This is a genomic window from Streptomyces sp. NBC_00078 (genome assembly GCF_026343335.1).
GTDB lineage: Bacteria > Actinomycetota > Actinomycetes > Streptomycetales > Streptomycetaceae > Streptomyces.
Genome location: NZ_JAPELX010000001.1, coordinates 3,211,094 through 3,234,351, shown reverse-complemented (window position 1 = coordinate 3,234,351; position 23,258 = coordinate 3,211,094). Strand labels below are relative to the sequence as shown.

The following is a 23,258-nucleotide window of genomic DNA, read 5'->3' as shown; positions in this document are numbered from 1 at the left end:
GTCATACGAGTCTGTCCCCAGGGAGTGACGCATGGTGATCAGTGCTGACGGGGCGCCGACGGTCGCGGAGCCGAATGCCGACGGCCGGGCGGGCAGCGGGTCCGAGCGGCGGACCTGCTGGGTGATAAGGCGCGGGCTGCTCGCCTCCGCCGTGGGTCTGGCGCTCGCCCCTCTCGTCGGGGCCTCGCGCCCGCCGCGGAGCGGGGACCACACCGTGAGCCCCGCGGACACCGGGGAACCGGCCTTCGACGAGACCTACCGCGGGCGCCGCATCCAGGGCACCCTGCTCCGCGCCGACGGCTGCGGCGACGACTGTGCCTGGCAGGTCACCGTGGACGGCCACCCGCTGCATCTGATGCGCCGCGCCGACGGCACCTGGCTGACCATGGTCGACCACTACAGCTCGTACCGGACCTCGCTGGCGGCGACCCGGGCGGCGGTCGACGAACTCGGCCCCGGCCAGCGGCTGCGCGACCTGGAGCCTGGCCCGCTCGGTGAGGGATACGCGCACATGGGGGAGCAGCATGGTGTACGTGCGTAAGGACGTCAGCAAGCTGACGCGCGACGAGCGGCGGCGGTTCGTCAACGCGCTGCTGGAGATCAAATGGCGGGGTGCGTACGACGAGTTCGTGCGCCTGCACATCGAGTACTACACCTCCGACGGCGAGACCGGTCTGCGGGCGGCCCACATGGGGCCCTCCTTCCTGCCCTGGCACCGCCGCTTCCTGCTGGACCTGGAGCGGGCGCTGCAGCGGGTCGACCCGTCGGTGACGGTGCCGTACTGGGACTGGACGCGGGACCGTTCGACGACGGCCGTGCCCTGGACCGACGACGTGCTCGGCGGCAACGGGCGCAGCTCCGACCGTCAGGTCGTCACCGGGCCGTTCGCCTACGCGCAGGGCTACTGGCCCATCAGGCACGGCATCACCAACGGCGCGTTCCTCACCCGGGACCTCGGCCGCGCCGGCAACCCCATCGCTCTGCCGACGAAGAAGGAGCTGGAGTCGGCGCTCGCCGACCCGGTCTACGACACCTCGCCCTGGGACTCCACCTGCACCAAGGGGTTCCGCAACAAACTGGAGGGGTGGGGGACCGGGCAGGGCAATGTCGCCTGGCGCAACCACAACCGCGTCCACCGCTGGGTCGGCGGCGCCATGCTCGGCGGCGGCTCCGTCAACGACCCCGTCTTCTGGCTGCACCACGCCTTCGTCGACCTGCAGTGGACCCGCTGGCAGCGGCGGCACAAGAAGAAGGGCGCCCGCTATCTGCCGGCCAAGGCGCCCGGCCCCGGCGACGAGCAGCGCGGGCGGATCGTCGCCCGGAACGAGCCCATGCCGCCGTGGGATGTCACGCCGCAGGAGATGGAGGACGTGAGCGGGATCTACCGGTACGCCTGACCGGCTGCCCGCACGGCTCCTCAGCCCAGCCGCCGCACCGACTTCCCGTCCAGGAACGCCCGGATGTCCTCCACCGCCTCCCGGTAGTACGTCTCGAGGTTCGACCGGGACACATAGCCGAGGTGGGGTGTGGCGAGCAGGCGGGGAGCCGTGCGCATCGGGTGGCCGGCAGGGAGGGGCTCGATGTCGAAGACGTCGATGCCGGCACCGGCGATGCGGCCCTCGTGCAGCGCGGCGAGCAGGGCGTCCTGGTCGACGATCGCGGCGCGGGAGGTGTTGACCAGGTACGCGGTGGGCTTGAGCAGGGCGAGTTCGGCGGGGCCGAGCAGCCCGCGGGTGCGGTCGCCGAGGGCCAGGTGGACGGAGACGAAGTCGCTGGTGGACAGCAACTCCTCCTTGGAGGCGGCGAGTTCGACGCCCACCTCGTCCGTGTACTCCTTGGTGAGGTTCTGGCTCCAGGCGCTGACGTGCAGGCCGAACGCGAGGCCCACGTGTGCCACCCGGCTGCCGATCTTGCCGAGGCCGAGCAGTCCGAGGCGGCGGCCGTGCAGGTCGGCGCCGACCGTCTGCTGCCAAGGGCCGCCGGAACGCAGGGAGTTGCTCTCCTCCACGATGCCGCGGGCCAGGCCGAGCAGCAGGGCCCAGGTCAGTTCGACCGGCGGCGTCGAGGTGCTCGCCGTACCGCACACGGTGACGCCGTGGGCCTCGGCGGCGGTGTAGTCGATGACGCTGTTGCGCATACCGGAGGCGACGAGCAGCTTCAGCCGGGGCAGGCGGGCGAGCAGGGACCCCGGGAAGGGCACGCGCTCGCGCAGGGTGACGACGATGTCGAAGCCGGAGAGGGCCGCGGCGAGTTCGTCCTCGCTGCCGAAGTGTCCGGAGAAGGTGACGGTCTCCACCCGGTCGGCCACGGGTGACCAGTCGGCGAGTTCTGTCGCCACCTGCTGGAAGTCGTCGAGCACAGCGCAGCGCAGCCGCACGGCGGGCCCCTTTCTTCGGTGTGTACCGGTCAGGTCGCTCGTGGTCACCGTACCGATCAGGCGATCTGCCCGGCCTTGGCCTGCATATGGGCGACGTAGCGGACCGTGAAGAGCATCGGGACCACGAAACCGGCGATCTGGATGAGAGTGGCAGGGGTGGAGTGGCCGTGTCCGGTGTGGGCCTCGTAGGCGAGCGCGAGGGCGGTGAGGGCGAAGGCGGCCGTCCATACGGCGGTGATGACGACGTTGACGCGGATGAACGGCTTGAGCTCCCACAGTTCACGGGGTGTGGTGCGCTTGGCGATGCCCAGCGTGAACGGCCGCCCGATGGCCAGCGAGGCCCCGGCGATGACCGCGAGGACTCCGGAGGAGAGCGCCGCCGAGTAGTCGTGGATACCGGAGTGCGGGTCGGCGAAGGCGACGGCCGCCAGTGCGGCGAAGAAGGCCGCCGAGCCCGTTTCGATGATGAGTGCGTCGAACCCGGCGCCCGACCGCTTCTGCTCGATGATGACCGCCACCGCCACCACCAGGGCTGCCAGGGCTCCCCACTGCCAGTCACCCGAGGGGATGACCGCGAAGACGATCCAAGGCAGGAAAGTGCGCAGGTACGACATGGGGACCCCTGGTCTTCAGCTCTTTGAGTTACTCTTCTGACATGTCAAAAGTAGAAGGTCACTCTGTGACATGTCAATAGTGGAAGGTAGGCTGGGGGCATGAGCCTACGACACGCCCTGCTCGGGCTTCTCTCCGAACGCACCGCCAGCGGGTACGACCTGCTGAAACTCTTCGAGACGTCGCTGGCCACGGTCTGGCCCGCGACACAGAGCCAGATCTACACCGAGCTGACCAAGCTCGCGGACTCCGGCCTGACCGCGGTCGCCGCGGAGGGGCCGCGGGGCCGCAAGGAGTACGCCATCACCGGCGAGGGGCTGGCCGAACTGCGGCACTGGCTGACCGAGACAAAGCCTCAGCGGAACACCCGCAGCGACATCCTGCTGCGGGTCTTCTTCCTCGGCGTGCTGACGCCCGAGCAGGCGCGGGGTTATCTGGCCGATCTGATGGAGATGTCCGAGCAGGGGGTCGAGAGCCTGAGCCGGCTGGCGGAGTCCATCGACTGGGACGACGGCAGTCTGTCGGTCTACGGCAGGATCGCGCTGGAGTACGGGCTGCGGTTCAACGCCATGCGGCGGGAGTGGGCCGAGTGGGCGGCCGAGCAGATCAGGTGAGCCTCTGAGGGCGGATGATCAAGCCTTTAAAGATTGCGCAAGTCGAGAACCATTACACTCCCCACCCCATACGGCTTCATCCATATACGGATTCATCCATCGGGGGAGACACGTGCCGGATCCTCAGCATGCTGCAGGTGCACGCCGGGGCGGCGGGTTCGTGTGCGCGCGGGCCTTGCTCCTCACGGGCGTGCCGGCCGTCGCCGCGGTCCTGTTCCTGGTCCTCGGTTTCGGCCTGAGCACCTTCGCCGGGCGGCCCTACATCGGACAGGGACTGATCACCGCGGGGCTGATCGCGGGGGCCGCGGCCGCCGGGGCGGCGGTCGGGGACCTCGGATGGTTTCTCCTGGCGGCCCGCGACCGGCCCGGTCCGGACGAGGAGTCGGTCCCGGGCCGGCACCTAGACTGAGGCGGCGCGAGTGCGGCGCGCGGACCAGGGCGGGACAGGAGAAGGACAGTGGCGGCAGACATCGGTGGCTTCGAGGATCCGTCCGCCGAGGTGCTCGCGGAGGCGGCCGCCTCCTTCGGACTGCTGGCGTCCTCGGCCCGGCTGCACCTGGTGTGGGCGCTGGCCCAGGGTGAGAGCGACGTGACCCACCTCGCGGACCGGGTCGGCGGCGCGCTGCCCGCGGTCAGCCAGCACCTGGCGAAGCTGAAGCTCGCCGGGCTCGTGCGGTCCCGCCGGGAGGGGCGGCGCCAGATCTACTTCGTCGACGACCCCGACGTCGTGACCGTGGTACGGGTGATGGTGGGTCAGCTCGCCGCGCGCGCCGAGGGGACGTCCCTGTCCGTGCGCAGCCTGCGCGGGGCCGGTGGCTGACAGCGCCTCGGCACCGGACCCCGGGCCGGCCGCCGGACGGCTCCCCGACGCGGGACCGGAGCCCGGCGCGGTGACCGTGCCGGAATCGGCCCTCGGCGCGGGTCCCGACGCGGTGCCCGTGTCCGGATCGGGTCTTGATGCGCTCACCGTGCTGCAGACGCTGCGGCACCTGGGCAGCGGTCCTCGCGGTCTGACCGAGGCGGAGGCCGAGGAGCGGCAGGCGCGGTTCGGGGCGAACACGCTGCCGGGCCGGCGGGAAGCCTCCTGGCCGACGGCGTTGCTGCGCAGCCTGCGCGACCCGTTCACCGCCGTACTGCTCTGCCTCGGGCTGGTGTCGGCGGCCGTCGCCTCCTGGGGCACCGCCTGCGTGATCCTCCTGCTGGTCGTGGTGAGCTGCGTGCTGCGCGCGTCCGGGGAGCACCGGGCGAACCGGTCCATGGCCGCGCTGCGCGGCCTGGTCGCCAGCACGGCCACTGTCCTGCGCCGCACCGAGGAGGACCTGCCCCCGGACGTCCGGGAGATCCCGGTGGAGGAGCTGGTGGCGGGGGACGTGATCCGGCTGGGGCCGGGCGATCTCGTCGCGGCGGACGTACGGCTGCTGCGGGCGCAGGGGCTGACCGTGCATCAGGCGGTGCTCACGGGCGAGTCGGCGCCCGTGGCCAAGGACGCCGCTGACGGGGCGCAGGCGGGCGGCGACGACTTCGACCGGTCCCAGCTGTGCTTCCAGGGCAGCAGCATCGCCTCCGGCAGCGCCACCGCGGTCGTCGTGGCGACCGGCGCGCGGACGCGGTTCGCGGCGGCCCACGGCCCGGGGGAGGAGGCCCGGCCCGAGGCCAGCGCCTTCGACCGGTCGGTGCACGGCATCTCCTGGATCCTCATCCGGTTCATGCTGCTGACCCCGCCGCTGGTCCTCATGGCGGGCGCCGCCCTGCGCGACCGCGGCCTGGAGACGCTGCCGTTCGCCGTGGCGGTGGCGGTCGGGCTGACGCCGGAGATGCTGCCGGTCATCGTCACCATGTGCCTGGCGCGCGGCGCCTCGCTGCTGGCCCGCGGCCACGGGGTGATCGTCAAACGGCTGCCCTCGCTGCACGACCTCGGCGCCGTCGACGTCCTGTGCCTCGACAAGACCGGCACCCTCACCCAGGACCGGCCGGTCCTCGACCGCGCCCTCGGCCCGGGCGGCCACGACGATCCCGAGGTGCTGCGCTGGGCCGCGGTCAACGCCTGGTGGACCCTCCAGCTCGCCGACCTGCCCGCCCCGGACGCCCTCGACGACGCGGTCCTGGACGCGGCCGACGAGGACGACGTCATGGCGTACGACGGGGTGGCGGCCCTACCGTTCGATCCGCTGCGGCGTCTCGCGACCGCCGTCGTGCGCACACCGGGCCGGCTCGGCACGCACACCCTGGTCGTCAAGGGAGCCGCCGAGGCCGTACTGGAACGCTGTGTCCTGGCGGACCGGGAGCGCGCGGGGCTGCTCGCGCTCGCGGCACGCCAGGCGGACGACGGGCTGCGGGTGCTGGCCGTCGCCACCGCGGAGCGTCCCGCGCGCACGCGCGACTACACGCCCGCCGACGAACGCGGCCTGGACTTCCGGGGGTTCGTCACCTTCAAGGACGCCCTCGCCCCCACCGCCGCCGAAGCGCTGAGGGCGCTCGCCGACCGTGGCGTCACCGTCCGGATCCTCACCGGCGACCACCCGGGCACCGCCGTGCGCGCCTGCCGCGACCTGGGCGTCCCCGTGCCCGCGGACGCCGTCCTCGCCGCGGACCGCATCGACGGCCTCACCGATCCCGAACTCGCCGAGGCCGCCGCCCGCACCGTCGTCTTCGCCCGCTGCGCCCCCGAGCACAAGGCCCGTATCGCCACCGCCCTGCGCACGAGCGGGCACACCGTCGGCTACCTGGGTGACGGGGTCAACGACCTGCCCGCCCTGCGCGCCGCCGACGTCGGTATCGCACCCCGGGACGCCGTGGCCGTCGCCCGGGAGAGCGCGGACGTGGTCCTCGCCGAGAAGGACCTCACCGCGATCGACCACAGCATCGCGGCCGGACGGTACTCGGGCGGCAACATCGCCACGTATCTGCGCGTCAGCCTCTCCTCGAACCTCGGCAACGTCATCGCGATGCTCGCGGCGGGCCTGCTGCTGCCCTTCCTGCCGATGCTCCCGGCCCAGGTGCTGGTGCAGAACCTGTGCTTCGACGCCGCCCAGCTCGCCTTCGCCCATGACCGGCCGCATCCGTCCGTGCTGCGCCGCCCGATCCTCCTCCGCCCGCGCGACCTGCTGCGCTTCATCACCGGCTTCGGCGCCCTCAACGCGGTCGCCGACCTCGCCACCTTCGGTGTGCTCGCGCTCGCCCTGCACGGGTCCGACGGTCTGGACGACGCGGCGGTGTTCCACTCCGGCTGGTTCACCGAGAACCTGCTCACCCAGGGCCTGGTGATGCTGTTGCTGCGCGCCGGGAGCGCTGGAGCGGGGCACGGGCGCGGGCCGGGGCCGATCGGCTGGGCGGCGGGGGCGCTGGCCGCCGTAGGACTGCTGCTGCCGGTCTCCCCTTTCGGCTCGCTGCTCGGCTTCACGCCGTTGCCGCCCCTGTACTACCTGCTGCTGGCCGCCGTGCTTGCCATGTACACGATTGGACTGCTTGCAGTCAGAGGGTGCTCTCGGTTATACAGTTGCGCAATGTAGCAACCATCAGGCGGCAACCAGCAGGACGGTGTCCCGCGCTCCCGCGCATCAGGCCGTCATGCGAAGAAGAAGGGGTGGGCGGGATGCTCCGCAACGGACTGGAACCCTGGCACCTGCTGATCGTGGCGATCGTCATCATCGTGCTGTTCGGATCGAAGAAGCTGCCGGACACGGCGCGTGCGCTGGGCAAGTCGATGCGCATCCTCAAGAGCGAGGCGAAGGCGATGAAGGACGAGGGCGGCACGCAGGAGCCGGTGCAGCAGACGCAACAGACGCAGCCGGTGCAGTCGGTGCAGTCGGTGCAGTCGGTGCAGTCGACGCAGCCGAAGGCGCAGACGCAGACCGAGAGCTGAGGCGGGGGCGAGCGCGGAGGCCGGGGCGGGCGCGGAGCGGTGTCCGCCACGCGCCGCTCGGTGTCCTTGGCGCGGGTGGTGGCGTGCCGCCGGGGACCTGGGGGGTGGGGTGCAGCTCAGCAGCAGCGCACCCAGTAACACTTGCTATATTGCGCAATCAATCAACCCGAGGGGTGCTCCGTCGCGCCGTCGGTTGACGTCGGCCACAGCGTAGGGAGTGGGAGTTGAGCGACCCCTGGGGCGAGGGCAGAACCCGCGGCCATTCCGCCACACGTGATCGCTCGACGAGCGTTCCCCGCCAGCGCGAGACGGACGACGGACCGCCTCGCCCATCGCACGGCGGCCGGGCGGCCGCTCGGCGGGCGGCACGTTCCAAGGGACAACGGTCGGGCCGCCGGGCCAAGCTCGCCACCCGGCGCAAACGAATAGCCCGCACAGCCCTGTTCACGGTGTCGGTGCTGATCCTGGTCACCGCCGGAGCCGGTGCCTGGCTGTACGAGCATCTGAACGGCAACATCAGGAGTGTCGCCATCGACGGCGGCGCCGACGGCAAGGAGAAGGCGGACGCCTTCGGCCGGACCCCGATCAACCTTCTGGTGATCGGCTCGGACGGCAGGAACAACGCGGCCGACTGCAGACTGGGCGGCGGCTGCGGCACGGCGAGTTCGACCGCCGGGCACAACGCGGACGTGGAGATGGTGGTCCACGTCTCGGCCGACCGCTCCAACGCCACCGTGATGAGCGTGCCGCGCGACACCATGACCAACGTCCCCGCCTGCAAGGACCCGGGCAGCGGCCAGTCGACGGGCGGCTACTACGGGCAGATCAACAGCGCCCTCCAGTACGGCGCGGCCTGCCAGGTCAAGACCGTGCACCAGCTCACCGGCATCCCCATCGACCACTTCGCGATGCTCGACTTCTCCGGCGTGGTGAAGATGTCCGACGCGGTGGGCGGTGTGTCGGTGTGCGTCAGCGACGACGTCTACGACACCTACTCGCATCTGAAGCTCGCCAAGGGCACGCACACCCTCAAGGGCGAGGCCGCGCTGGAGTTCGTCCGCTCCCGGCACGGCTTCGGGGACGGCAGCGACCTGGGCCGTACGGTCTCCCAGCACCTCTTCCTCGGGGCCATGATCCGCAAGTTCAAGAGCGCGGGCACGCTGGCGAACCCGGCCAAGGTCTACTCGCTTGCGGACGCGGCCACCAACGCGCTGACCGTGGACACCGGCCTGGGCAGCGTCGGCAAGCTCGTCGATCTGGCGACGGACCTGAACAAGGTGCCGTCGCAGCGGATGACGTTCACCACGATGCAGACCGCGGCGGACCCGGCAAACAAGGAGCGCGTCGTGCCCGCGTCCGCTGCGAAGGCGCTGTTCGCGACCATCGCCGACGACCGGTCGCTGACGTCGGGCAGCGGCAAGAAGGTGAGCGGCGACAAGAAGGCCTCGGCCTCCCCGTCGGCGACCGTGCCGGCCTCCGGGGTGGCCGTACGGGTCGAGAACGGCACCACCACCGGCGGACGCGCCTCAGTGATCGCCGACGCCCTCCTCGCCAAGGGCTTCGGCTCGGGCACCACCTCGGGCAACGCCGCCGAGCAGTCGTCGCGGACGACGATCACCTACGGCCCCGGGCAGCAGGCCGAAGCCCGGACGGCGGCCTCCGCCCTCGGGCTGCCCGCCTCGCACCTCACCCAGGGGAGCGCGAGCGGGATCGTCCTGGTCATCGGCAGCGACTGGCCGAGCGGCACGTCGTACGGCTCCGCAGCCCCCGCCGACACCCACGCCGCCGTCGCCGACGCCCACGCCCAGACCGCCGACAAGGCCAAGAACTGCGCGGAGGTCAGCCCCTACCAGACGGTCCAGATCAACGGGGTGGCGATGACACCGGCTCAGGCCTATGCGGCGGCAGCGGGGAAGAAGGACTCGGCGCCGTAAAGCCGCAGGAGCCGGTGATGCCGGGTCGCGCCAAGAGAGGTACGGCGCCCTGGCAGCGTTCCCGGCGAATTCGACGGCCTGACAGGCGCGCTCCGCCGGCATGGTCGGCTGGGAATCGCGTCCCCACCCGCAGCCGTTCGGCCGACGCAATCATCCATACGGTGGCGTCGCTGGACGCCGGCACACCAGTCGCCCAGGTGAGGAGCTGACCGCCGGCCGGTCCGAGCCTCCTCGATCCCTTCCCGGTGTGCCTGGCGGATGATGCCCTCATTTACCGCGGCAGAGGTTGCGGGCGAGGTTGTGGCGAGGCTCCTGGACGGTGAGCTGGTTGCTCATCTGGCGCCGGAAGGTGTCGTCCATGGGGTCGGCGACGGCACGCAGGTGCGGGGGCTTGGTCATGCGCCCGCGCGCCGTGAACGCTTGCCCCAGCGGGGTCAGGTGCCCCTCGCGGCCGAACATGCGCATCAGGTTGTGGGCGCGGACCTGGTTGGTGACCAGGGAGCCGGCGATCCGCAGCATGGTGAGTGCCGATCGGCCTCCGTCGACGGGGGGAACGCTCTTCCAGCGACCACACGTGAGATCGGGGCCATACTCGCATCCGCGCGGGCACGATGGCCCACGGGACTCCAACGCCGTACTGGCTGTACTGGCCTGTCCTGGCGGGATGTTGGCGTCGCTAGGAGGTGGCGGTCGCCGGAAGGCCGGCGGGGAGCGGTTGGCGGTCGGACGCGGCCTGGAGGGTGAGGACCATGGTGAGGCCGCCGCCGGGGGTGTCCTCGGCGTTGAGGGTGCCGCCCATGGCTTCGGCGAAGCCGCGGGCGACCGCGAGACCCAGACCGACGCCGGCGCCGCGCGGGGCGTCGCCGTAGCGCTGGAACGGCTCGAAGATGCGGTCCTTGGCCTCGTCCGGGACGCCCGGGCCGCGGTCCACCACCCGCACTTCCACCCGGTCGGCCATGGCGCTGGCTGCCACCAGGACGCGCTCGCCGGCGGGGCTGTACTTGACCGCGTTTTCGACCAGGTTGGCCACCGACCGCTCCAGCAGGCCCGGGTCGACGGCGACCATCGGCAAGGTCTCCGGGATGTCCAGCTCCACGCTGTCCTCGTGTACGCCGCCCAGGGCCATGGGCACCACCTCGTCGAGGTCGATCTCGCGGATCAGCGGGGCGACGGTGCCGGTCTGCAGCCGGGACATGTCGAGCAGGTTGCCCACCAGGTGGTCGAGGCGGTCGGCGCCCTCCTCGATGGCCTCCAGGAGTTCGGCCTGGTCCTCCTCGGACCAGGCCACGTCGTCCGAACGCAGAGAGGAGACGGCGGCTTTGATCCCGGCGAGCGGGGTGCGCAGGTCGTGGCTGACGGCGGCGAGCAGGGCGGTGCGGATGCGGTTGCCCTCGGCGAGTTCCTTGGCCTGGTCGGCTTCGGACTGCAGGCGCTGGCGGTCCAGGACCACGGCGGCCTGGGCGGCGAACGCGGCGAGGACCCGGCGGTCGGAGGCGGGCAGCACTCTGCCGGACAGCGCGAGGGCCATGTGGTCGCCGACCGGCATGTCCACGTCCGCGTCCTCAGGGTACTGGCAGGGCTGTGGGCCCACGCTGCCCGCGCAGGTCCACGGGGCCACGTCGCTTTCCCGCTCCAGCAGGGCGACCGACTCCATGCCGAAGGTCTCCCGCATCCGCTCCAGCAGAGCGTCCAGGCTGGTCTCGCCGCGCAGCACGCTGCCGGCGAGGAAGGAGAGGATCTCTGACTCGGCGCGCAGCCGGGCCGCCTGATGCGTACGACGGGCGGCCAGGTCAACCACGGAGGCCACCGACACCGCCACGGCGAAGAAGACCACGAGGGCGACGATGTTCTTGGGGTCGGCGATGGTGAGGCGGTGCAGGGGCGGGGTGAAGTAGTAGTTCAGCAGAAACGACCCGAAGGCCGCCGAGGCCAGTGCCGGGAGCAGGCCGCCGAGCAGGGCCGCTGCCACGGTCAGCGTCAGGAACAGCAGCATGTCGTTGGCCAGACCGAGTTCGGCGTCGACGTTGGTCAGCAGCAGTGTGAGCAGTGTGGGGCCGACCATCCCGGCCAGCCAGCCCCAGATGATCCGCACACGGCCGAGCCGGGCACCTCGCGCTACCGGCAATCCGCGGCCCTTGCCCGCCTCGTCGTGGGTGATCAGGTGGACGTCGAGGTCGGGGCCAGACTCCCGGGCGACCGTGGCGCCGACACCGGGCCCGAAGACGTACTGCCATCCCCTGCGCCGCGAGACACCGAGGACTATCTGGGTGGCATTGACTCCCCGCGCGAAATCCAGCAGAGCGGAGGGGACGTCGTCGCCGATGACGTGGTGGTAGGTGCCGCCCAGGTCCTCCACGAGGGTGCGCTGGACGGCCAGCTCCTTGGGCGAGGCGTTGGTCAGTCCGTCGCTGCGGGCGATGTAGACGGCCAGCACCTCGCCGCCGGCGCCCTTCTCGGCGAGCCGGGCGGCCCGGCGGATCAGCGTGCGGCCCTCCGGGCCGCCGGTCAGACCGACCACGATCCGCTCCCGCGAGCCCCAGATCTTCGACACCCGGTGTTCGCTGCGGTACTCGGTCAGATACTCATCGACTCGGTCGGCCACCCAGAGCAGCGCCAGTTCCCGCAGCGCGGTCAGATTGCCCGGCCGGAAGTAGTTCGACAGGGCCGCGTCGACCTTGTCGGCCTTGTAGATGTTGCCGTGCGCCATCCGTCGGCGCAGCGCCTGCGGCGACATGTCGACCAGCTCAATCTGGTCCGCCCGCCGGACGACCTCGTCGGGGACGGTCTCGCGCTGCCGTACGCCGGTTATCGACTCGACGACGTCGCCCAGCGACTCCAGGTGCTGGATGTTCACGGTCGTTACCACGTCGATGCCGGCGGCGAGCAGCTCCTCGATGTCCTGCCAGCGCTTGGCGTTGCGGGAACCGGGGATGTTCGTGTGGGCGAGCTCGTCGACCAGCGCCACCCGGGGGTGCCGGGCCAGGACGGCGTCGACGTCCATTTCGGTGAACACGCTGTCGCGGTAATCGAGTTCCTTGCGTGAGATCTGCTCCAGGCCGTGCAGCATCACCTCGGTGCGTGGCCGCTTGTGATGTTCCACAAAGGCGACCACGCAGTCGCTGCCGCGTTCAACGCGGCGATGGGCCTCGGAGAGCATCGCGTACGTCTTGCCGACGCCCGGGGCCGCGCCGAGGTAGATCCGAAGCTTGCCGCGTGCCATGGTCTCGTCTCTGGGTTCGGATGTGGTCGGGACGGTCGGGACGGGGGTCATCCCTCGAAGCGGTAGCCCATGCCGGGTTCGGTGATGAGGTAGCGGGGGTGGGCGGGGTCTGTTTCCAGTTTGCGCCGCAGCTGGGCCATGTAGACGCGCAGGTAGTTGGTCTTGTTGCTCTGGGAGACGCCCCACACCTCCTGGAGCAGGTGCTTCTGGGTGATCAGCCGCCCCGGGCTGGTGACCAGGATTTCCAGCAGGTGCCATTCGGTCGGGGTCAGGCGGACGTCATGGCCGCTTCGGACGGCCTTCTTGGCGAGCAGGTCGATGGTGAAGCCGTCCGTCTCCACGAGCGTGGCCCCGGGCGCGAGCGGGACCTCCTCGGTGCGGCGGACGGCGGCCCGCAGCCGGGCGAGCAGCTCGTCCATGCTGAACGGCTTGGTGACGTAGTCGTCGGCGCCGGCATCGAGGGCGGCGATCTTCTCGTCGGACGCCTGCCGGGCGGACAACACCAGGATGGGCACCCGCATCCAGCCGCGCAGCGCCTTGATGACGTCGACACCGTCCATGTCGGGCAGTCCGAGGTCGAGCATCACCACATCGGGCCGGCGTGCGGCCGCGAGGCGGAGCGCGGTCGCGCCGTCGGGTGCCGCGTCGACCCCGTACTGGCGTGCCTGGAGATTGATGAGGAGAGCCCGTACGAGCTGCGGGTCGTCCTCCACCACCAGCACCCGTGTCATGGGTGTGCACCTTCCTGTCGTACGTCGAACCATAGGTGTCGGGAGCAGGCAACCGACGTCGCGCCTGCGAGAGTTGACGGAACAGGAATGCTCCCGGGCCGCCAACTCCCGCGTGGTCGCGTAAGGCCGTCAGCCCTTGGCCACGAGGTCCTTGAGCGCGAGGTTGAGTTCGAGGACATTCACGCGGGGCTCGCCCATGAAGCCGAGCGTGCGGCCCTCGGTGTGATCCTCGACCAGCTTGTCCACCTCGGCGACGGACAGCCCATTCTTCTCGGCGATCCGGTGGACCTGCAGATCCGCGTACTGCCGGGAGATGTCCGGGTCCAGGCCGGATCCGGAGGAGGTGACCGCGTCGGCGGGGACGTCGGCGGGTTTCACGATGTAGCTGCCAACCGAGTTGTCCTTGATGACGGCGGCCTTGGCGGCCGTCACCCAAGCGATCAGGTCCTTGTTGTCGGCGGAACGGTTGGTGGCGCCGGAAAGGATCAGCTTGTACTGGACGTTGACGGTGTTGGCGCCGAGGCCGTTCTGCGGACGGCCCTGGAACCACTTCAGGTCGGGCTCCGGGGTCTGTTGGCCCTTCTTCAGCGGCAGGTTGTACGCCTGCCCGATCAGGGACGATCCGACGACCTTGCCGTCCGCCTTGATCTCCGAGCCGTTGGCCTGGTCGTGGAACAGGCCCTGGGCGATACCGGTGACCGCCAGCGGATAGATGACGCCCGTCACCAGGGTCAGTACGAGGAGAGCGCGCAGGCCCGCCCAGAGCAACCGGGCCGTATTCGTAACCGAGTTGTTCATAGCCGATCAGCCGATTCCGGGGATGAGGGAGATGAGCAGGTCGATGAGCTTGATGCCGATGAACGGGGCGATCAGCCCGCCGATGCCGTAGATCGTGAGGTTGCGCCGCAGCATCTTGTCGGCGCTGACTGGCCGGTACCGCACACCGCGCAGGGCAAGCGGCACCAGCGCGATGATGATCAGCGCGTTGAAGATGACCGCGGACAGGATCGCGGAGTCCGGCGAGGACAGGTGCATGATGTTGAGCTTGTCCAGGCCGTGGTAGGCCGGAACAGCGGCGAACAGTGCCGGGATGATCGCGAAGTACTTCGCGACGTCGTTGGCGATGGAGAAGGTGGTGAGCGCGCCTCGGGTGATGAGGAGTTGCTTGCCGATCTCGACGATCTCGATGAGTTTGGTCGGGTTGGAGTCGAGGTCGACCATGTTGCCGGCCTCCTTGGCAGCCGACGTACCGGTGTTCATGGCCACGCCGACGTCCGCCTGAGCGAGCGCGGGCGCGTCGTTGGTGCCGTCACCGGTCATGGCGACGAGTTTGCCGCCGGCCTGCTCCCGCTTGATGAGGGCCATCTTGTCCTCGGGGGTGGCCTCCGCGAGGAAGTCGTCGACGCCCGCCTCCTCGGCGATCGCCTTGGCGGTCAGCGGGTTGTCACCCGTGATCATGACGGTCTTGATGCCCATGCGGCGCAGCTCGTCGAACCGCTCCCGCATACCCTCCTTGACGACGTCCTTGAGGTGGATGACGCCCAGCACGCGGGCGCCCTCCCCGTCCTTGACGGCCACCAGCAGCGGCGTACCGCCCGCCTCGGAGATGCGGTTGGAGAGTGTGTCCGCGTCCGCGGCGACCGTGCCGTCCTCCTCCTTCACCCAGGCGATGACCGAACCGGCCGCGCCCTTGCGGATGTTGCGTCCGTCGACGTCCACGCCGGACATCCGGGTCTGGGCGGTGAACGCGATCCACTCGGCGCCGGTGAGTTCTCCTTGGTGGCGCTCGCGCAGGCCGTACTTGTCCTTCGCCAGTACGACGATGGAGCGGCCCTCGGGTGTCTCGTCGGCCAGCGAGGACAGCTGGGCGGCGTCGGCGAGATCGGCCTCCGTGGTACCGGTCACCGGCACGAACTCGGACGCCTGACGGTTGCCGAGCGTGATGGTGCCGGTCTTGTCGAGCAGCAGCGTCGACACGTCGCCCGCCGCCTCGACCGCCCGGCCGGACATGGCCAGCACGTTGCGCTGCACGAGCCGGTCCATGCCGGCGATGCCGATCGCGGAGAGCAGCGCGCCGATCGTCGTCGGGATGAGGCAGACCAGCAGCGCGACCAGCACGACCATCGTGAGGTGGGTGCCCGCGTAGTCCGCGAACGGCGGCAGGGTGGCGACTGCCAGCAGGAAGACGATGGTCAGCGAGGCGAGCAGGATGTTCAGCGCGATCTCGTTCGGTGTCTTCTGCCGGGCCGCGCCCTCGACCAGGTTGATCATCCGGTCGATGAAGGTCTCGCCCGGCTTCGTCGTGATCTTGATGACGATGCGGTCGGAGAGGACTTTCGTGCCGCCGGTCACCGCGGACCGGTCGCCGCCGGACTCGCGGATGACCGGTGCCGACTCGCCGGTGATCGCAGACTCGTCGACGGAGGCGACACCTTCGACGACGTCACCGTCGCCGGGGATGATGTCGCCGGCCTCGCAGACGACCAGGTCGCCGATCCTCAGTTCGGTGCCCGGGACCTGCTCCTCCACGCCGTCCTTGAGCAGCCGCCGTGCGACGGTGTCCGTCTTGGCCTTGCGCAGGGTGTCGGCCTGCGCCTTGCCGCGGCCCTCGGCCACCGCCTCCGCCAGGTTGGCGAAAATGACGGTCAGCCACAGCCAGGCGCTGATCGCCCAGCCGAACCAGTCGCCCGGGTCCTTGAAGGAGAACACCGTCGTCAGGACGGACCCGATCCAGACCACGAACATCACGGGCGACTTGACCAGCACCCGCGGGTCGAGCTTGCGGCACGCGTCCGGAAGGGACTTGACGAGCTGCTTGGGGTCGAAGAGGCCGGCGCCGACACGTCCTTCGGCGGGCTTGTGCCCGCTGGGTACGTCGCTGTGCGGCGCCCCGGTCGGGGTGGCTGTGGACATCGCGTCCTCTTGCTTCTCTGTGCGAGTGGTCATGACGCCAGCCCCTCGGCCAGCGGCCCCAGCGCCAAGGCCGGGAAGTAGGTCAGACCGGTGATGATCAGGATCGCGCCCACCAGCAGGCCGGTGAACAGCGGTTTCTCGGTGCGCAGGGTGCCAGCGGTGACCGGGATGGGCTTCTGCTCGGCGAGCGAGCCGGCCAGCGCCAGCACGAAGATCATCGGCAGGAAACGGCCGAGGATCATCGCGAGGCCGATCGTGGTGTTGAACCACTGCGTGTCCGCGTTGAGACCGGCAAAGGCCGAGCCGTTGTTGTTGGCGCCCGATGTATAGGCGTAGAGGATCTCGGAGAAGCCGTGCGCGCCGGAGTTGGTCATGGAGTGGCCCGGGGTGGGCAGGGCCATCGCCGCGGCGGTGAAGACGAGTGCCAGTGCCGGGGTGATGAGGATGTAGCAGGCCGCCAGCTTGATCTCGCGGGTGCCGATCTTCTTGCCCAGGTACTCGGGTGTGCGGCCGACCATCAGGCCGGCGATGAACACCGCGATGACCGCCATGATCAGCATGCCGTAGAGCCCGGAGCCGGTGCCGCCTGGCGCGATCTCGCCCAGCATCATGCCCAGCAGGGTGATGCCGCCGCCCAGGCCGGTGAAGGAGGAGTGGAAGGAGTCCACCGCTCCGGTCGAGGTGAGCGTGGTCGACACCGCGAAGATCGACGAGGCCCCGACACCGAACCGCGTCTCCTTGCCCTCCATCGCCCCGCCGGCCAGCTGCAACGCCGGGCCGTGGTGGGCGAACTCGGTCCACATCATCAGGGCGACGAAGCCGACCCAGATGGTGGCCATGGTGGCGAGGATCGCGTAGCCCTGCTTCACGGAGCCGACCATCACCCCGAAGGTGCGGGTCAGCGAGAACGGGATCACCAGCAGCAGGAAGATCTCGAAGAGGTTGGTGAAGGGCGTCGGATTCTCGAACGGGTGCGCCGAGTTGGCGTTGGAGTAGCCGCCACCGTTGGTGCCGAATTCCTTGATGGCCTCCTGCGAGGCGACGGCGCCCCCGTTCCACTGGTGCGAGCCGCCCATGAACTGACCGACCTCGTGGATCCCGGCGAAGTTCTGGATCGCGCCGCAGGCGACCAGCACGATCGCCGCGACGAACGCGCCCGGCAACAGGATGCGGGTCACCCCGCGCACCATGTCCGACCAGAAGTTGCCAAGCTCACCGGTGCGTGAGCGGGCGAAGCCACGCACCAGAGCCACCGCCACCGCAATGCCCACCGCGGCCGACACAAAGTTCTGCACCGCGAGACCGGCGGTCTGCACAACGTGGCCCATGGCCTGTTCGCCGTAGTACGACTGCCAGTTGGTGTTCGTGACGAAGGACGCGGCGGTGTTGAACGCCTGGTCCGCATCGATGGACTTGAAGCCGAGCGACAGCGCCAGGACACCCTGCAGGCGCTGGAGCAGGTAGAGGAAGAGGACGCTGACGGCGGAGAAGGCGAGCACACCGCGCAGATAGGCAGGCCAGCGCATCTCCGTGTCGGGATTGGCACCGATGCCCTTGTAGATCCACCTCTCCACGCGCCAGTGCTTCTCCGAGGAGTAGACCCTGGCCATGTAGTTGCCGAGGGGGACGTAGGCGAGCGCCAGCGCGCCTATGAGGGCCAGCAGCTGGAGCACGCCGGCGAGTACGGGACCCATGTCAGTTCTCAGAACCTCTCCGGGAAGATCAGGGCGAGGACGAGATAGCCCAGCAGGGCGACGGCCACGACCAGGCCGACGACGTTCTCCGCGGTCACAGCTTCGTCACCCCCTTGGCGACGAGCGCCACCAGCGCGAATACGGCGATCGTGGTGACGACGAAGGCCAGATCGGCCATCGTGAACTCCCGGGATGAGATGGGGATTGAACGGACGCTTAGAGGAAACCGCCTCTGGGGCGGGATCCGGTCGGCCGTTGACGGCTCTCTTACGGCGACCCCCGCACCCTTGACGGAACTCTTACGCCCACGGGTCCGTATCGGTGGCCAGGCCGCCGGGAGCGTGCGGAACCTCGCTCACAGCAGCCGGAAGCGCAGGCGGCAGATGACCGCGTCGGTCTCGCGCCGTACGGGGTGGGCGACGTCTGCGCCCCGCTGTGCAGCAGCAACGGCCAGAGCCGCTCCGGCTCCGCCTCCGGGATCAGCACGGCGGCTGACGGCTCATTCACGGCACAACGGCCCTGGCCCCCGAGGCGTGCCCCGTCCAGATCCGTGTCATGTCCGTCGACGGCAGCCGGGAGACGGCGTACGGCATGACACTTCGTGTCCGCTCCGGATTCGCTGCCCCCTCGCTTCCCTCGTACAGCGCAGCCGGTGCCCATGAGCCGAGTGACCTCACCGTCTTGATGTGCTGCCGGTATGCGCGGGTTGTTCTTAACGGAAGATTGACGCCCTCAGCCAGCTCATCCCCAGGCCCACACGTCACTCTCTGCTTACGCTGGTGCCGCCGTCCGCGTGATGGCCGAGATCACACGCTGAGCCGCACGCAAGGAGAGCACGCCGATGGCCACCACCGAACACCCGCCTCCGAGCCGACTCCGGACGTGGATGTTGCAGGGCCTGTCCGACATGGGCAAGCCCGGGGGCCACACGGGACCGCACGCGGAGCCGGAGCCCCCGCACAAGGGCCAGCGCTGGTGGAGGGTCATGTGCCTCACCGGCGTCGACTACTTCTCCACCCTGGGCTACCAGCCGGGCATCGCCGCCCTCGCGGCCGGACTCCTCTCCCCGATCGCCACCGTCGTCCTCGTGATCGTCACCCTGGCGGGCGTCCTGCCCGTCTACCGCCGGGTCGCCGAGGAGAGCCCGCACGGCGAGGGCTCCATCGCCATGCTGGAACGGCTGCTGTCGTTCTGGAAGGGCAAGCTGTTCGTCCTGACCCTGCTCGGCTTCGCCGCCACCGACTTCCTGATCACCATCACCCTGTCCGCGGCGGACGCCTCGACCCACCTGGTCGAGAACCCCCACCTGACCAGCACCCTGCACGACAAGCAGATGCTGATCACCCTCATCCTCGTCGCCCTGCTCGGCGCGGTGTTCCTCAAGGGCTTCCTGGAGGCGATCGGCGTCGCGGTCGCTCTGGTGATCGCCTACCTCGGGCTCAACACCATCGTCGTGATGGTCGGCATGTGGCACGTGCTCACCGCGGGCCACGTGGTCACCGACTGGTCCAGCGCCCTGACCACCGAGCACGGCAACGTGTTCGCCATGATCGGCGTCTCCCTGCTGGTCTTTCCCAAGCTCGCGCTCGGCCTGTCCGGCTTCGAGACCGGCGTCGCGGTCATGCCACACGTGCAGGGCGACGCCGGCGACACCGAAGAGAACCCGAAGGGCCGGATCCGGGACACCAAGAAGCTCCTCACGGCCGCCGCCCTGATCATGAGCGTGTTCCTGATCGCGACCAGCTTCATCACCACTGTGCTGATCCCGGAGAACGAGTTCAAGCCCGGCGGCCAGGCCAACGGACGCGCCCTCGCCTACCTCGCTCACCAGTACCTGGGCGGCGCCTTCGGCACCGTCTACGACCTGTCCACCATCGCCATCCTCTGGTTCGCCGGCGCCTCCGCGATGGCCGGGCTGCTCAACCTGATGCCGCGCTATCTGCCCCGCTACGGCATGGCCCCGCACTGGGCCCGCGCCGTGCGCCCGATGGTGATCGTCTTCACCCTGATCGGCTTCCTGGTCACGTGGATCTTCGACGCCAGCGTCGACGCCCAGGGCGGCGCCTACGCCACCGGCGTCCTGGTGCTGATGTCCTCCGCGGCGATCGCGGTGACCATCGCCTCGCGCAAGGCCGGACATCGCGGCTGGACCATCGCCTTCGCGATCGTCTCGGCGGTCCTGCTCTACGTCACCGGCGCCAACGTCGTCGAGCGTCCCGACGGCGTCAAGATCGGCGCCTGCTTCATCGCCGGCATCATCCTGGTCTCCCTGCTGTCCCGGCTGGCCCGCGCCTTCGAACTGCGCGTGACCAGCGTGACGCTGGACGACATGGCGGAACGTTTCATCCGGGACATGGCCACCCGGAAGATACGGTTCATCGCCAACGAACCCGACCGGCGCGACAAGGCCGAGTACCGCGACAAGATCGAGCAGATCCGGGCGGACAACGACCTGCCGGAGCAAGAAGACTTCGTTTTCCTTGAGGTGACGCTTACCGACCCGTCCGAGTTCGAGGGCGACCTGACCGTCCGCGGCGAGGTCCTCCACAACCGCTACCGCGTCCTGACCCTGGAGTCCTCCTCCATCCCCAACGCCCTGGCCGCCCTGCTCTTGCACGTGCGCGACTCGACCGGCTGCACCCCGCACATCTACTTCGAGTGGACCGAGGGCAACCCCTTCCACAACTTCCTGCGCTTCTTCCTCTTCGGGCAGGGCGAGGTCGCCCCGGTCACCCGCGAGGTCCTGCGCGAAGCCGAACCGGACCGCGCCCGCCGCCCCCGCGTCCACACCGGCTGAATCCACCGCCCGCGTCAGGAACCCGTCAAGATGCGACCGTGCGGCGTCAGAGCCCCGTCAGGGGCAATCGCCCGGCCGTAATTGGAGGCCTAGCGTCAGCCTCATGGGACGAAGCGGACCGCTGGATCTGGCCGGCGACCGCCACTGGCGTGGCAGCGCCCGGTTCGCGGTGGGCTGCGCGCTCATTTTCTGCGCCATGACCCTGCTGGTCGACTGGGACGCGGACACGCTGTCGCCGCTCCGCGCCCTGCTGTGGATCACCCTGTCCGCCGCGGTCTTCACCGTCCTGCTGCCACACCGGGTGAGCGCCGGTCCCGGCTGGCTTGCGGTACGCGGCCCGTGGTGCCAACGCATGGTGCGTACGGACGCTCTGGCAGGCGCAAGACAGTGCGGCGACGTCGCTCCCCACCTGGTCCTGTGGGACGCCTACGGCCATCACCTGGAACTCGATCCCCGCGTCCTGGCCGCCAACCCGCTGATCTGGCACGAGCTCGACACCGGACTGCGCCGCTCCATCGAGCGGGGCACACTGCGCCAAGGAGCAGACGTCCTGCAACAGCTCGGCCACCGGATCGACAATGACACCGCCCAGGCGGTCCTCAGAGCGTCCGGCCTCTCGTGATCAATCACCGGAAGAGCGGCGGCAGACCCAACGGCCGACATGACAAACATGTGTGTCATCCCAGTTGAAGGTGCTTACTTGGCAAGCGTGCCGAACGACTCGCAGTCTTCGCCGACACGCGGGCTCGGTCATCCGCCGGGCTTGGCGCAGTGCGCGCAAGGCCGTCCTGCCCCCGCACGTCTTCGACTCGCCCACGGGGAGGCGGGTGTACGACAACCGGCACACGCGCCTCACGAAGTGGCTCAACGACGGGATCCCACCTGCCCAGGTGGCCGAATGGGCCGGGAACAGCGTGCCGGTGCTGTTGGCCACTTACGCGCGGTGCGTCGAGGGGCAGCTGCCTGACCTGAAACGGCGCCCGGAGGCTGCCGGAGATCTCCCCGAGCCGGCCGACAGCGACTGAGGCTTCGCGCCAAGAATTTCGACACGTATTCGACAGGGCCACCCGCGAAAACCCGGTGACAGCCGGACAGCCCCGGAACCTTCCCTTGATCGTCGGGGGAGTGCCCGGGGCTTCGGCGTGGCGGGTGAAACACGCTCTGACTGGCAAAATGCCCTCCCAAAGGGAGGGCGGAGACTTGCGCCCCCGGCAGGAGCCCCAAAACATGGCTGGTCGTGCGCACGGCGCTGACCTGCGTATTTGCGCCACGGTGGCGGTTGAGGGGCGATCCCGGCTGGCGCCGCAGCCTTAGATGCAAACAGGTGATCGAATTATTTGACGGCTGATGTGCTCCGCTACCGAGGTGGGGGACGCCCTTTGGTGGCCGCAGCTGTCGGCAGGCGAACGGCCTGGTCCTTGCCTATGGGGTTTCGGGAAGGCGGCGGAAGCGCCGTGTGGCAGGTCGGTGGAGGGTGTGGTCCGCGCCTGCCCCCACGGCGTCGCCGTCGAGTTCGTCGTCCGCCGCGGACCATACGACCTCGCTCTTCGTGTCCATGAGTGCGGTGTCGATGAAGCCGTGCGGCGGCAGCGGCGCGTGCGCCGCACCACAGGACGTCCGGCTTCGTCATCGCGGAGGTGCGGGGCGAGCCCCATGCAGCTGGACCACGACGTCGTGGTCCGCGTTGACGCCGACCTGGTCCAGGATCTCGGTGTCCGGGGCGAGCACATTGATGAGCCCGGCTCTTCGGCAGGAGTCCTGCCAAGAAGGGTACGCACCGCTCCGAAGCGATCACCTGCCTGCCGGCTTCGGTGTCAGTGGCGGCTGGCAGCATGGCGATCATGAGCCGGATCATCTCGTACAGCACCGCTGACAAAGCCGATGTCCTGGCGTTTCTCGGAGCCGGGAGCAACCTCACGCCCGACCAGCAGCGCATCCTTGGCCTGATACGCGAGAGGGCGCAGCAGAGGCAACACGAACTCGACAGCCAGGGCATCGACTGGGGTCTGTCCGTACCCGACGCGCTCGACCACCTGCTGGCCGGTCACGCGACCTCGAACGCTGAGTACGCGGAGGGCGCCTACTTCCAGGCCTTGCAGCACATCATCGACTGCAACGCATCCGATCTCATGGAGCTGGGCGTGTTCTCCAATCCCGCCACCTTCTTCAGCCTGGTGGACGACGAGCTGCGCCGCCTGGGGGTGAGTGCGGATCTGCTGCTGGACCGTCTGTTCTCCGGGCCGCCGGAGGAGATTCCCTTCCGCATTCCCTATCCCGTCGACGGGCCGCACATCGGCATGTTTCCGCTGGCCAAGGCCAAGCCGGCAGCCGACGCCTACCGTGCCGTGCTGGATCGGATGGACGAGAGCTTCCACCACGACGTCCAGGACCTCATCGACAAGCTCGAGGTCGAACACGAGGAATGGGAGCGCGCCACGAAGAACGTCGACTGGTACACGCAGGACACGATCTTCTTCTCCATCACGGGCTGACCTGACCGGGCC

General features: G+C 69.6%; 21 protein-coding genes and 1 pseudogene. 12 read left to right on the top strand and 10 right to left on the bottom strand.

What is annotated here, in order from left to right; translation table 11 throughout:
* Positions 1-31: 31 nt before the first annotated feature.
* Both OOK07_RS15090 and OOK07_RS15085 read left to right on the top strand, forming a co-directional pair.
* The gene (locus tag OOK07_RS15090) at positions 32-541 is read left to right on the top strand and encodes a tyrosinase family oxidase copper chaperone (RefSeq protein ID WP_266680510.1); all 510 of its coding nucleotides are present in this window, start codon (positions 32-34) and stop codon (positions 539-541) included.
* Positions 525-1,397: a tyrosinase family protein gene (locus OOK07_RS15085; protein WP_266796931.1), complete on the top strand. Its 873-nt coding sequence runs from the start codon at positions 525-527 to the stop codon at positions 1,395-1,397. Before OOK07_RS15090 ends, OOK07_RS15085 begins: the two co-directional genes overlap by 17 nt.
* A gap of 20 nt (positions 1,398-1,417) precedes the next feature.
* On the opposite strand, the gene OOK07_RS15080 is transcribed toward OOK07_RS15085, so the two are convergent.
* Together OOK07_RS15080 and OOK07_RS15075 are read right to left on the bottom strand one after the other, a co-directional pair.
* Positions 1,418-2,377, bottom strand: a complete 960-nt coding sequence (locus tag OOK07_RS15080) for a D-2-hydroxyacid dehydrogenase family protein (RefSeq protein ID WP_266801952.1) — start codon at positions 2,375-2,377, stop codon at positions 1,418-1,420.
* 56 nt (positions 2,378-2,433) lie between these two features.
* On the bottom strand, positions 2,434-2,991 hold the full coding sequence (locus OOK07_RS15075) for a hypothetical protein (RefSeq protein WP_266680506.1): 558 nt from the start codon (positions 2,989-2,991) through the stop codon (positions 2,434-2,436).
* A gap of 99 nt (positions 2,992-3,090) precedes the next feature.
* Between OOK07_RS15075 and OOK07_RS15070 the strand changes: the two genes are divergently transcribed.
* The 6 genes from OOK07_RS15070 to OOK07_RS15045 all read left to right on the top strand — a co-directional run bounded on the left by OOK07_RS15070 (position 3,091) and on the right by OOK07_RS15045 (position 9,399).
* Positions 3,091-3,603: a PadR family transcriptional regulator gene (locus OOK07_RS15070; protein ID WP_266680504.1), complete on the top strand. Its 513-nt coding sequence runs from the start codon at positions 3,091-3,093 to the stop codon at positions 3,601-3,603.
* Positions 3,604-3,793: 190 nt separating this feature from the next.
* On the top strand, positions 3,794-4,012 hold the full coding sequence (locus OOK07_RS15065) for a hypothetical protein (RefSeq protein ID WP_266680502.1): 219 nt from the start codon (positions 3,794-3,796) through the stop codon (positions 4,010-4,012).
* Positions 4,013-4,060: 48 nt separating this feature from the next.
* Positions 4,061-4,423 (top strand): ArsR/SmtB family transcription factor, encoded by a 363-nt coding sequence (locus OOK07_RS15060; protein WP_266796928.1) that lies wholly within the window; start codon positions 4,061-4,063, stop codon positions 4,421-4,423.
* Positions 4,416-7,112, top strand: a complete 2,697-nt coding sequence (mgtA, locus tag OOK07_RS15055; RefSeq protein WP_406311730.1) for a magnesium-translocating P-type ATPase — start codon at positions 4,416-4,418, stop codon at positions 7,110-7,112. The genes OOK07_RS15060 and mgtA overlap by 8 nt, the downstream gene beginning before the upstream one ends.
* An 83-nt stretch (positions 7,113-7,195) precedes the next feature.
* A complete protein-coding gene (gene tatA, locus OOK07_RS15050; protein ID WP_266796927.1) occupies positions 7,196-7,465 on the top strand; it encodes a Sec-independent protein translocase subunit TatA in 270 nt (89 codons plus the stop codon).
* Between the two features lie 224 nt (positions 7,466-7,689).
* Entirely contained in the window at positions 7,690-9,399 is a 1,710-nt protein-coding gene (locus tag OOK07_RS15045; RefSeq protein ID WP_266680491.1) for an LCP family protein, read from the top strand.
* Between the two features lie 227 nt (positions 9,400-9,626).
* Here the strand turns inward: OOK07_RS15045 and OOK07_RS15040 are convergent.
* From OOK07_RS15040 to kdpF, 7 genes and pseudogenes are all read right to left on the bottom strand, one after another.
* A pseudogene (locus OOK07_RS15040) lies at positions 9,627-9,918 on the bottom strand (Tn3 family transposase); the annotation flags it as partial.
* Between the two features lie 157 nt (positions 9,919-10,075).
* Positions 10,076-12,619, bottom strand: a complete 2,544-nt coding sequence (locus OOK07_RS15035) for a DUF4118 domain-containing protein (protein ID WP_266680487.1) — start codon at positions 12,617-12,619, stop codon at positions 10,076-10,078.
* A 47-nt stretch (positions 12,620-12,666) separates the two neighbouring features.
* Positions 12,667-13,350 (bottom strand): response regulator, encoded by a 684-nt coding sequence (locus OOK07_RS15030; protein ID WP_266796925.1) that lies wholly within the window; start codon positions 13,348-13,350, stop codon positions 12,667-12,669.
* Positions 13,351-13,479: 129 nt separating this feature from the next.
* Positions 13,480-14,148 (bottom strand): potassium-transporting ATPase subunit C, encoded by a 669-nt coding sequence (locus tag OOK07_RS15025; protein WP_266796924.1) that lies wholly within the window; start codon positions 14,146-14,148, stop codon positions 13,480-13,482.
* Positions 14,149-14,154: 6 nt separating this feature from the next.
* Complete coding sequence (kdpB, locus tag OOK07_RS15020; protein WP_266680481.1) at positions 14,155-16,296, bottom strand: potassium-transporting ATPase subunit KdpB; 2,142 nt, start codon at positions 16,294-16,296, stop codon at positions 14,155-14,157.
* Positions 16,293-17,957 carry a potassium-transporting ATPase subunit KdpA gene (gene kdpA / locus OOK07_RS15015; RefSeq protein ID WP_266796922.1) on the bottom strand — a complete coding sequence of 555 codons (1,665 nt, stop codon included), beginning with the start codon at positions 17,955-17,957 and terminating at the stop codon, positions 16,293-16,295. The genes kdpB and kdpA overlap by 4 nt, the downstream gene beginning before the upstream one ends.
* A gap of 8 nt (positions 17,958-17,965) precedes the next feature.
* Positions 17,966-18,055, bottom strand: a complete 90-nt coding sequence (gene kdpF / locus OOK07_RS15010) for a K(+)-transporting ATPase subunit F (RefSeq protein ID WP_009326374.1) — start codon at positions 18,053-18,055, stop codon at positions 17,966-17,968.
* Between the two features lie 743 nt (positions 18,056-18,798).
* On the opposite strand from kdpF, the gene OOK07_RS15005 reads away from it, so the two are divergent.
* The 3 genes from OOK07_RS15005 (at position 18,799) to OOK07_RS14995 (ending at position 21,779) form a co-directional block, all read left to right on the top strand.
* Positions 18,799-20,754, top strand: coding sequence for an APC family permease (locus OOK07_RS15005; protein WP_266680477.1), 1,956 nt, complete (start codon positions 18,799-18,801; stop codon positions 20,752-20,754).
* Between the two features lie 103 nt (positions 20,755-20,857).
* A complete protein-coding gene (locus OOK07_RS15000; protein WP_266796921.1) occupies positions 20,858-21,376 on the top strand; it encodes a hypothetical protein in 519 nt (172 codons plus the stop codon).
* A 205-nt stretch (positions 21,377-21,581) separates the two neighbouring features.
* Complete coding sequence (locus tag OOK07_RS14995; RefSeq protein WP_266796919.1) at positions 21,582-21,779, top strand: site-specific integrase; 198 nt, start codon at positions 21,582-21,584, stop codon at positions 21,777-21,779.
* Positions 21,780-22,176: 397 nt separating this feature from the next.
* Here OOK07_RS14995 and OOK07_RS14990 read toward each other — a convergent pair whose 3' ends face one another.
* Entirely contained in the window at positions 22,177-22,311 is a 135-nt protein-coding gene (locus tag OOK07_RS14990) for a hypothetical protein (RefSeq protein ID WP_266796918.1), read from the bottom strand.
* A gap of 284 nt (positions 22,312-22,595) precedes the next feature.
* On the opposite strand from OOK07_RS14990, the gene OOK07_RS14985 reads away from it, so the two are divergent.
* A complete protein-coding gene (locus OOK07_RS14985) occupies positions 22,596-23,246 on the top strand; it encodes a DUF7691 family protein (RefSeq protein WP_266796917.1) in 651 nt (216 codons plus the stop codon).
* Positions 23,247-23,258 lie beyond the last annotated feature (12 nt).

What these genes read in the sequence shown, in the direction of transcription:
- OOK07_RS15075 (WP_266680506.1), bottom strand. Translation starts at nt 2,991, where the DNA reads ATGTCGTACCTGCGCACTTTCCTGCCTTGGATCGTCTTCGCGGTCATC.
- OOK07_RS15070 (WP_266680504.1), top strand. Translation starts at nt 3,091, where the DNA reads ATGAGCCTACGACACGCCCTGCTCGGGCTTCTCTCCGAACGCACCGCC.
- OOK07_RS14990 (WP_266796918.1), bottom strand. Translation starts at nt 22,311, where the DNA reads ATGGACACGAAGAGCGAGGTCGTATGGTCCGCGGCGGACGACGAACTC.
- OOK07_RS15025 (WP_266796924.1), bottom strand. Translation starts at nt 14,148, where the DNA reads ATGAACAACTCGGTTACGAATACGGCCCGGTTGCTCTGGGCGGGCCTG.
- kdpA (WP_266796922.1), bottom strand. Translation starts at nt 17,957, where the DNA reads ATGGGTCCCGTACTCGCCGGCGTGCTCCAGCTGCTGGCCCTCATAGGC.
- OOK07_RS15005 (WP_266680477.1), top strand. Translation starts at nt 18,799, where the DNA reads ATGGCCACCACCGAACACCCGCCTCCGAGCCGACTCCGGACGTGGATG.
- OOK07_RS15035 (WP_266680487.1), bottom strand. Translation starts at nt 12,619, where the DNA reads ATGGCACGCGGCAAGCTTCGGATCTACCTCGGCGCGGCCCCGGGCGTC.
- OOK07_RS15000 (WP_266796921.1), top strand. Translation starts at nt 20,858, where the DNA reads ATGGGACGAAGCGGACCGCTGGATCTGGCCGGCGACCGCCACTGGCGT.
- OOK07_RS15085 (WP_266796931.1), top strand. Translation starts at nt 525, where the DNA reads ATGGTGTACGTGCGTAAGGACGTCAGCAAGCTGACGCGCGACGAGCGG.
- tatA (WP_266796927.1), top strand. Translation starts at nt 7,196, where the DNA reads ATGCTCCGCAACGGACTGGAACCCTGGCACCTGCTGATCGTGGCGATC.
- OOK07_RS15030 (WP_266796925.1), bottom strand. Translation starts at nt 13,350, where the DNA reads ATGACACGGGTGCTGGTGGTGGAGGACGACCCGCAGCTCGTACGGGCT.
- OOK07_RS15090 (WP_266680510.1), top strand. Translation starts at nt 32, where the DNA reads ATGGTGATCAGTGCTGACGGGGCGCCGACGGTCGCGGAGCCGAATGCC.
- OOK07_RS14985 (WP_266796917.1), top strand. Translation starts at nt 22,596, where the DNA reads ATGAGCCGGATCATCTCGTACAGCACCGCTGACAAAGCCGATGTCCTG.
- kdpB (WP_266680481.1), bottom strand. Translation starts at nt 16,296, where the DNA reads ATGACCACTCGCACAGAGAAGCAAGAGGACGCGATGTCCACAGCCACC.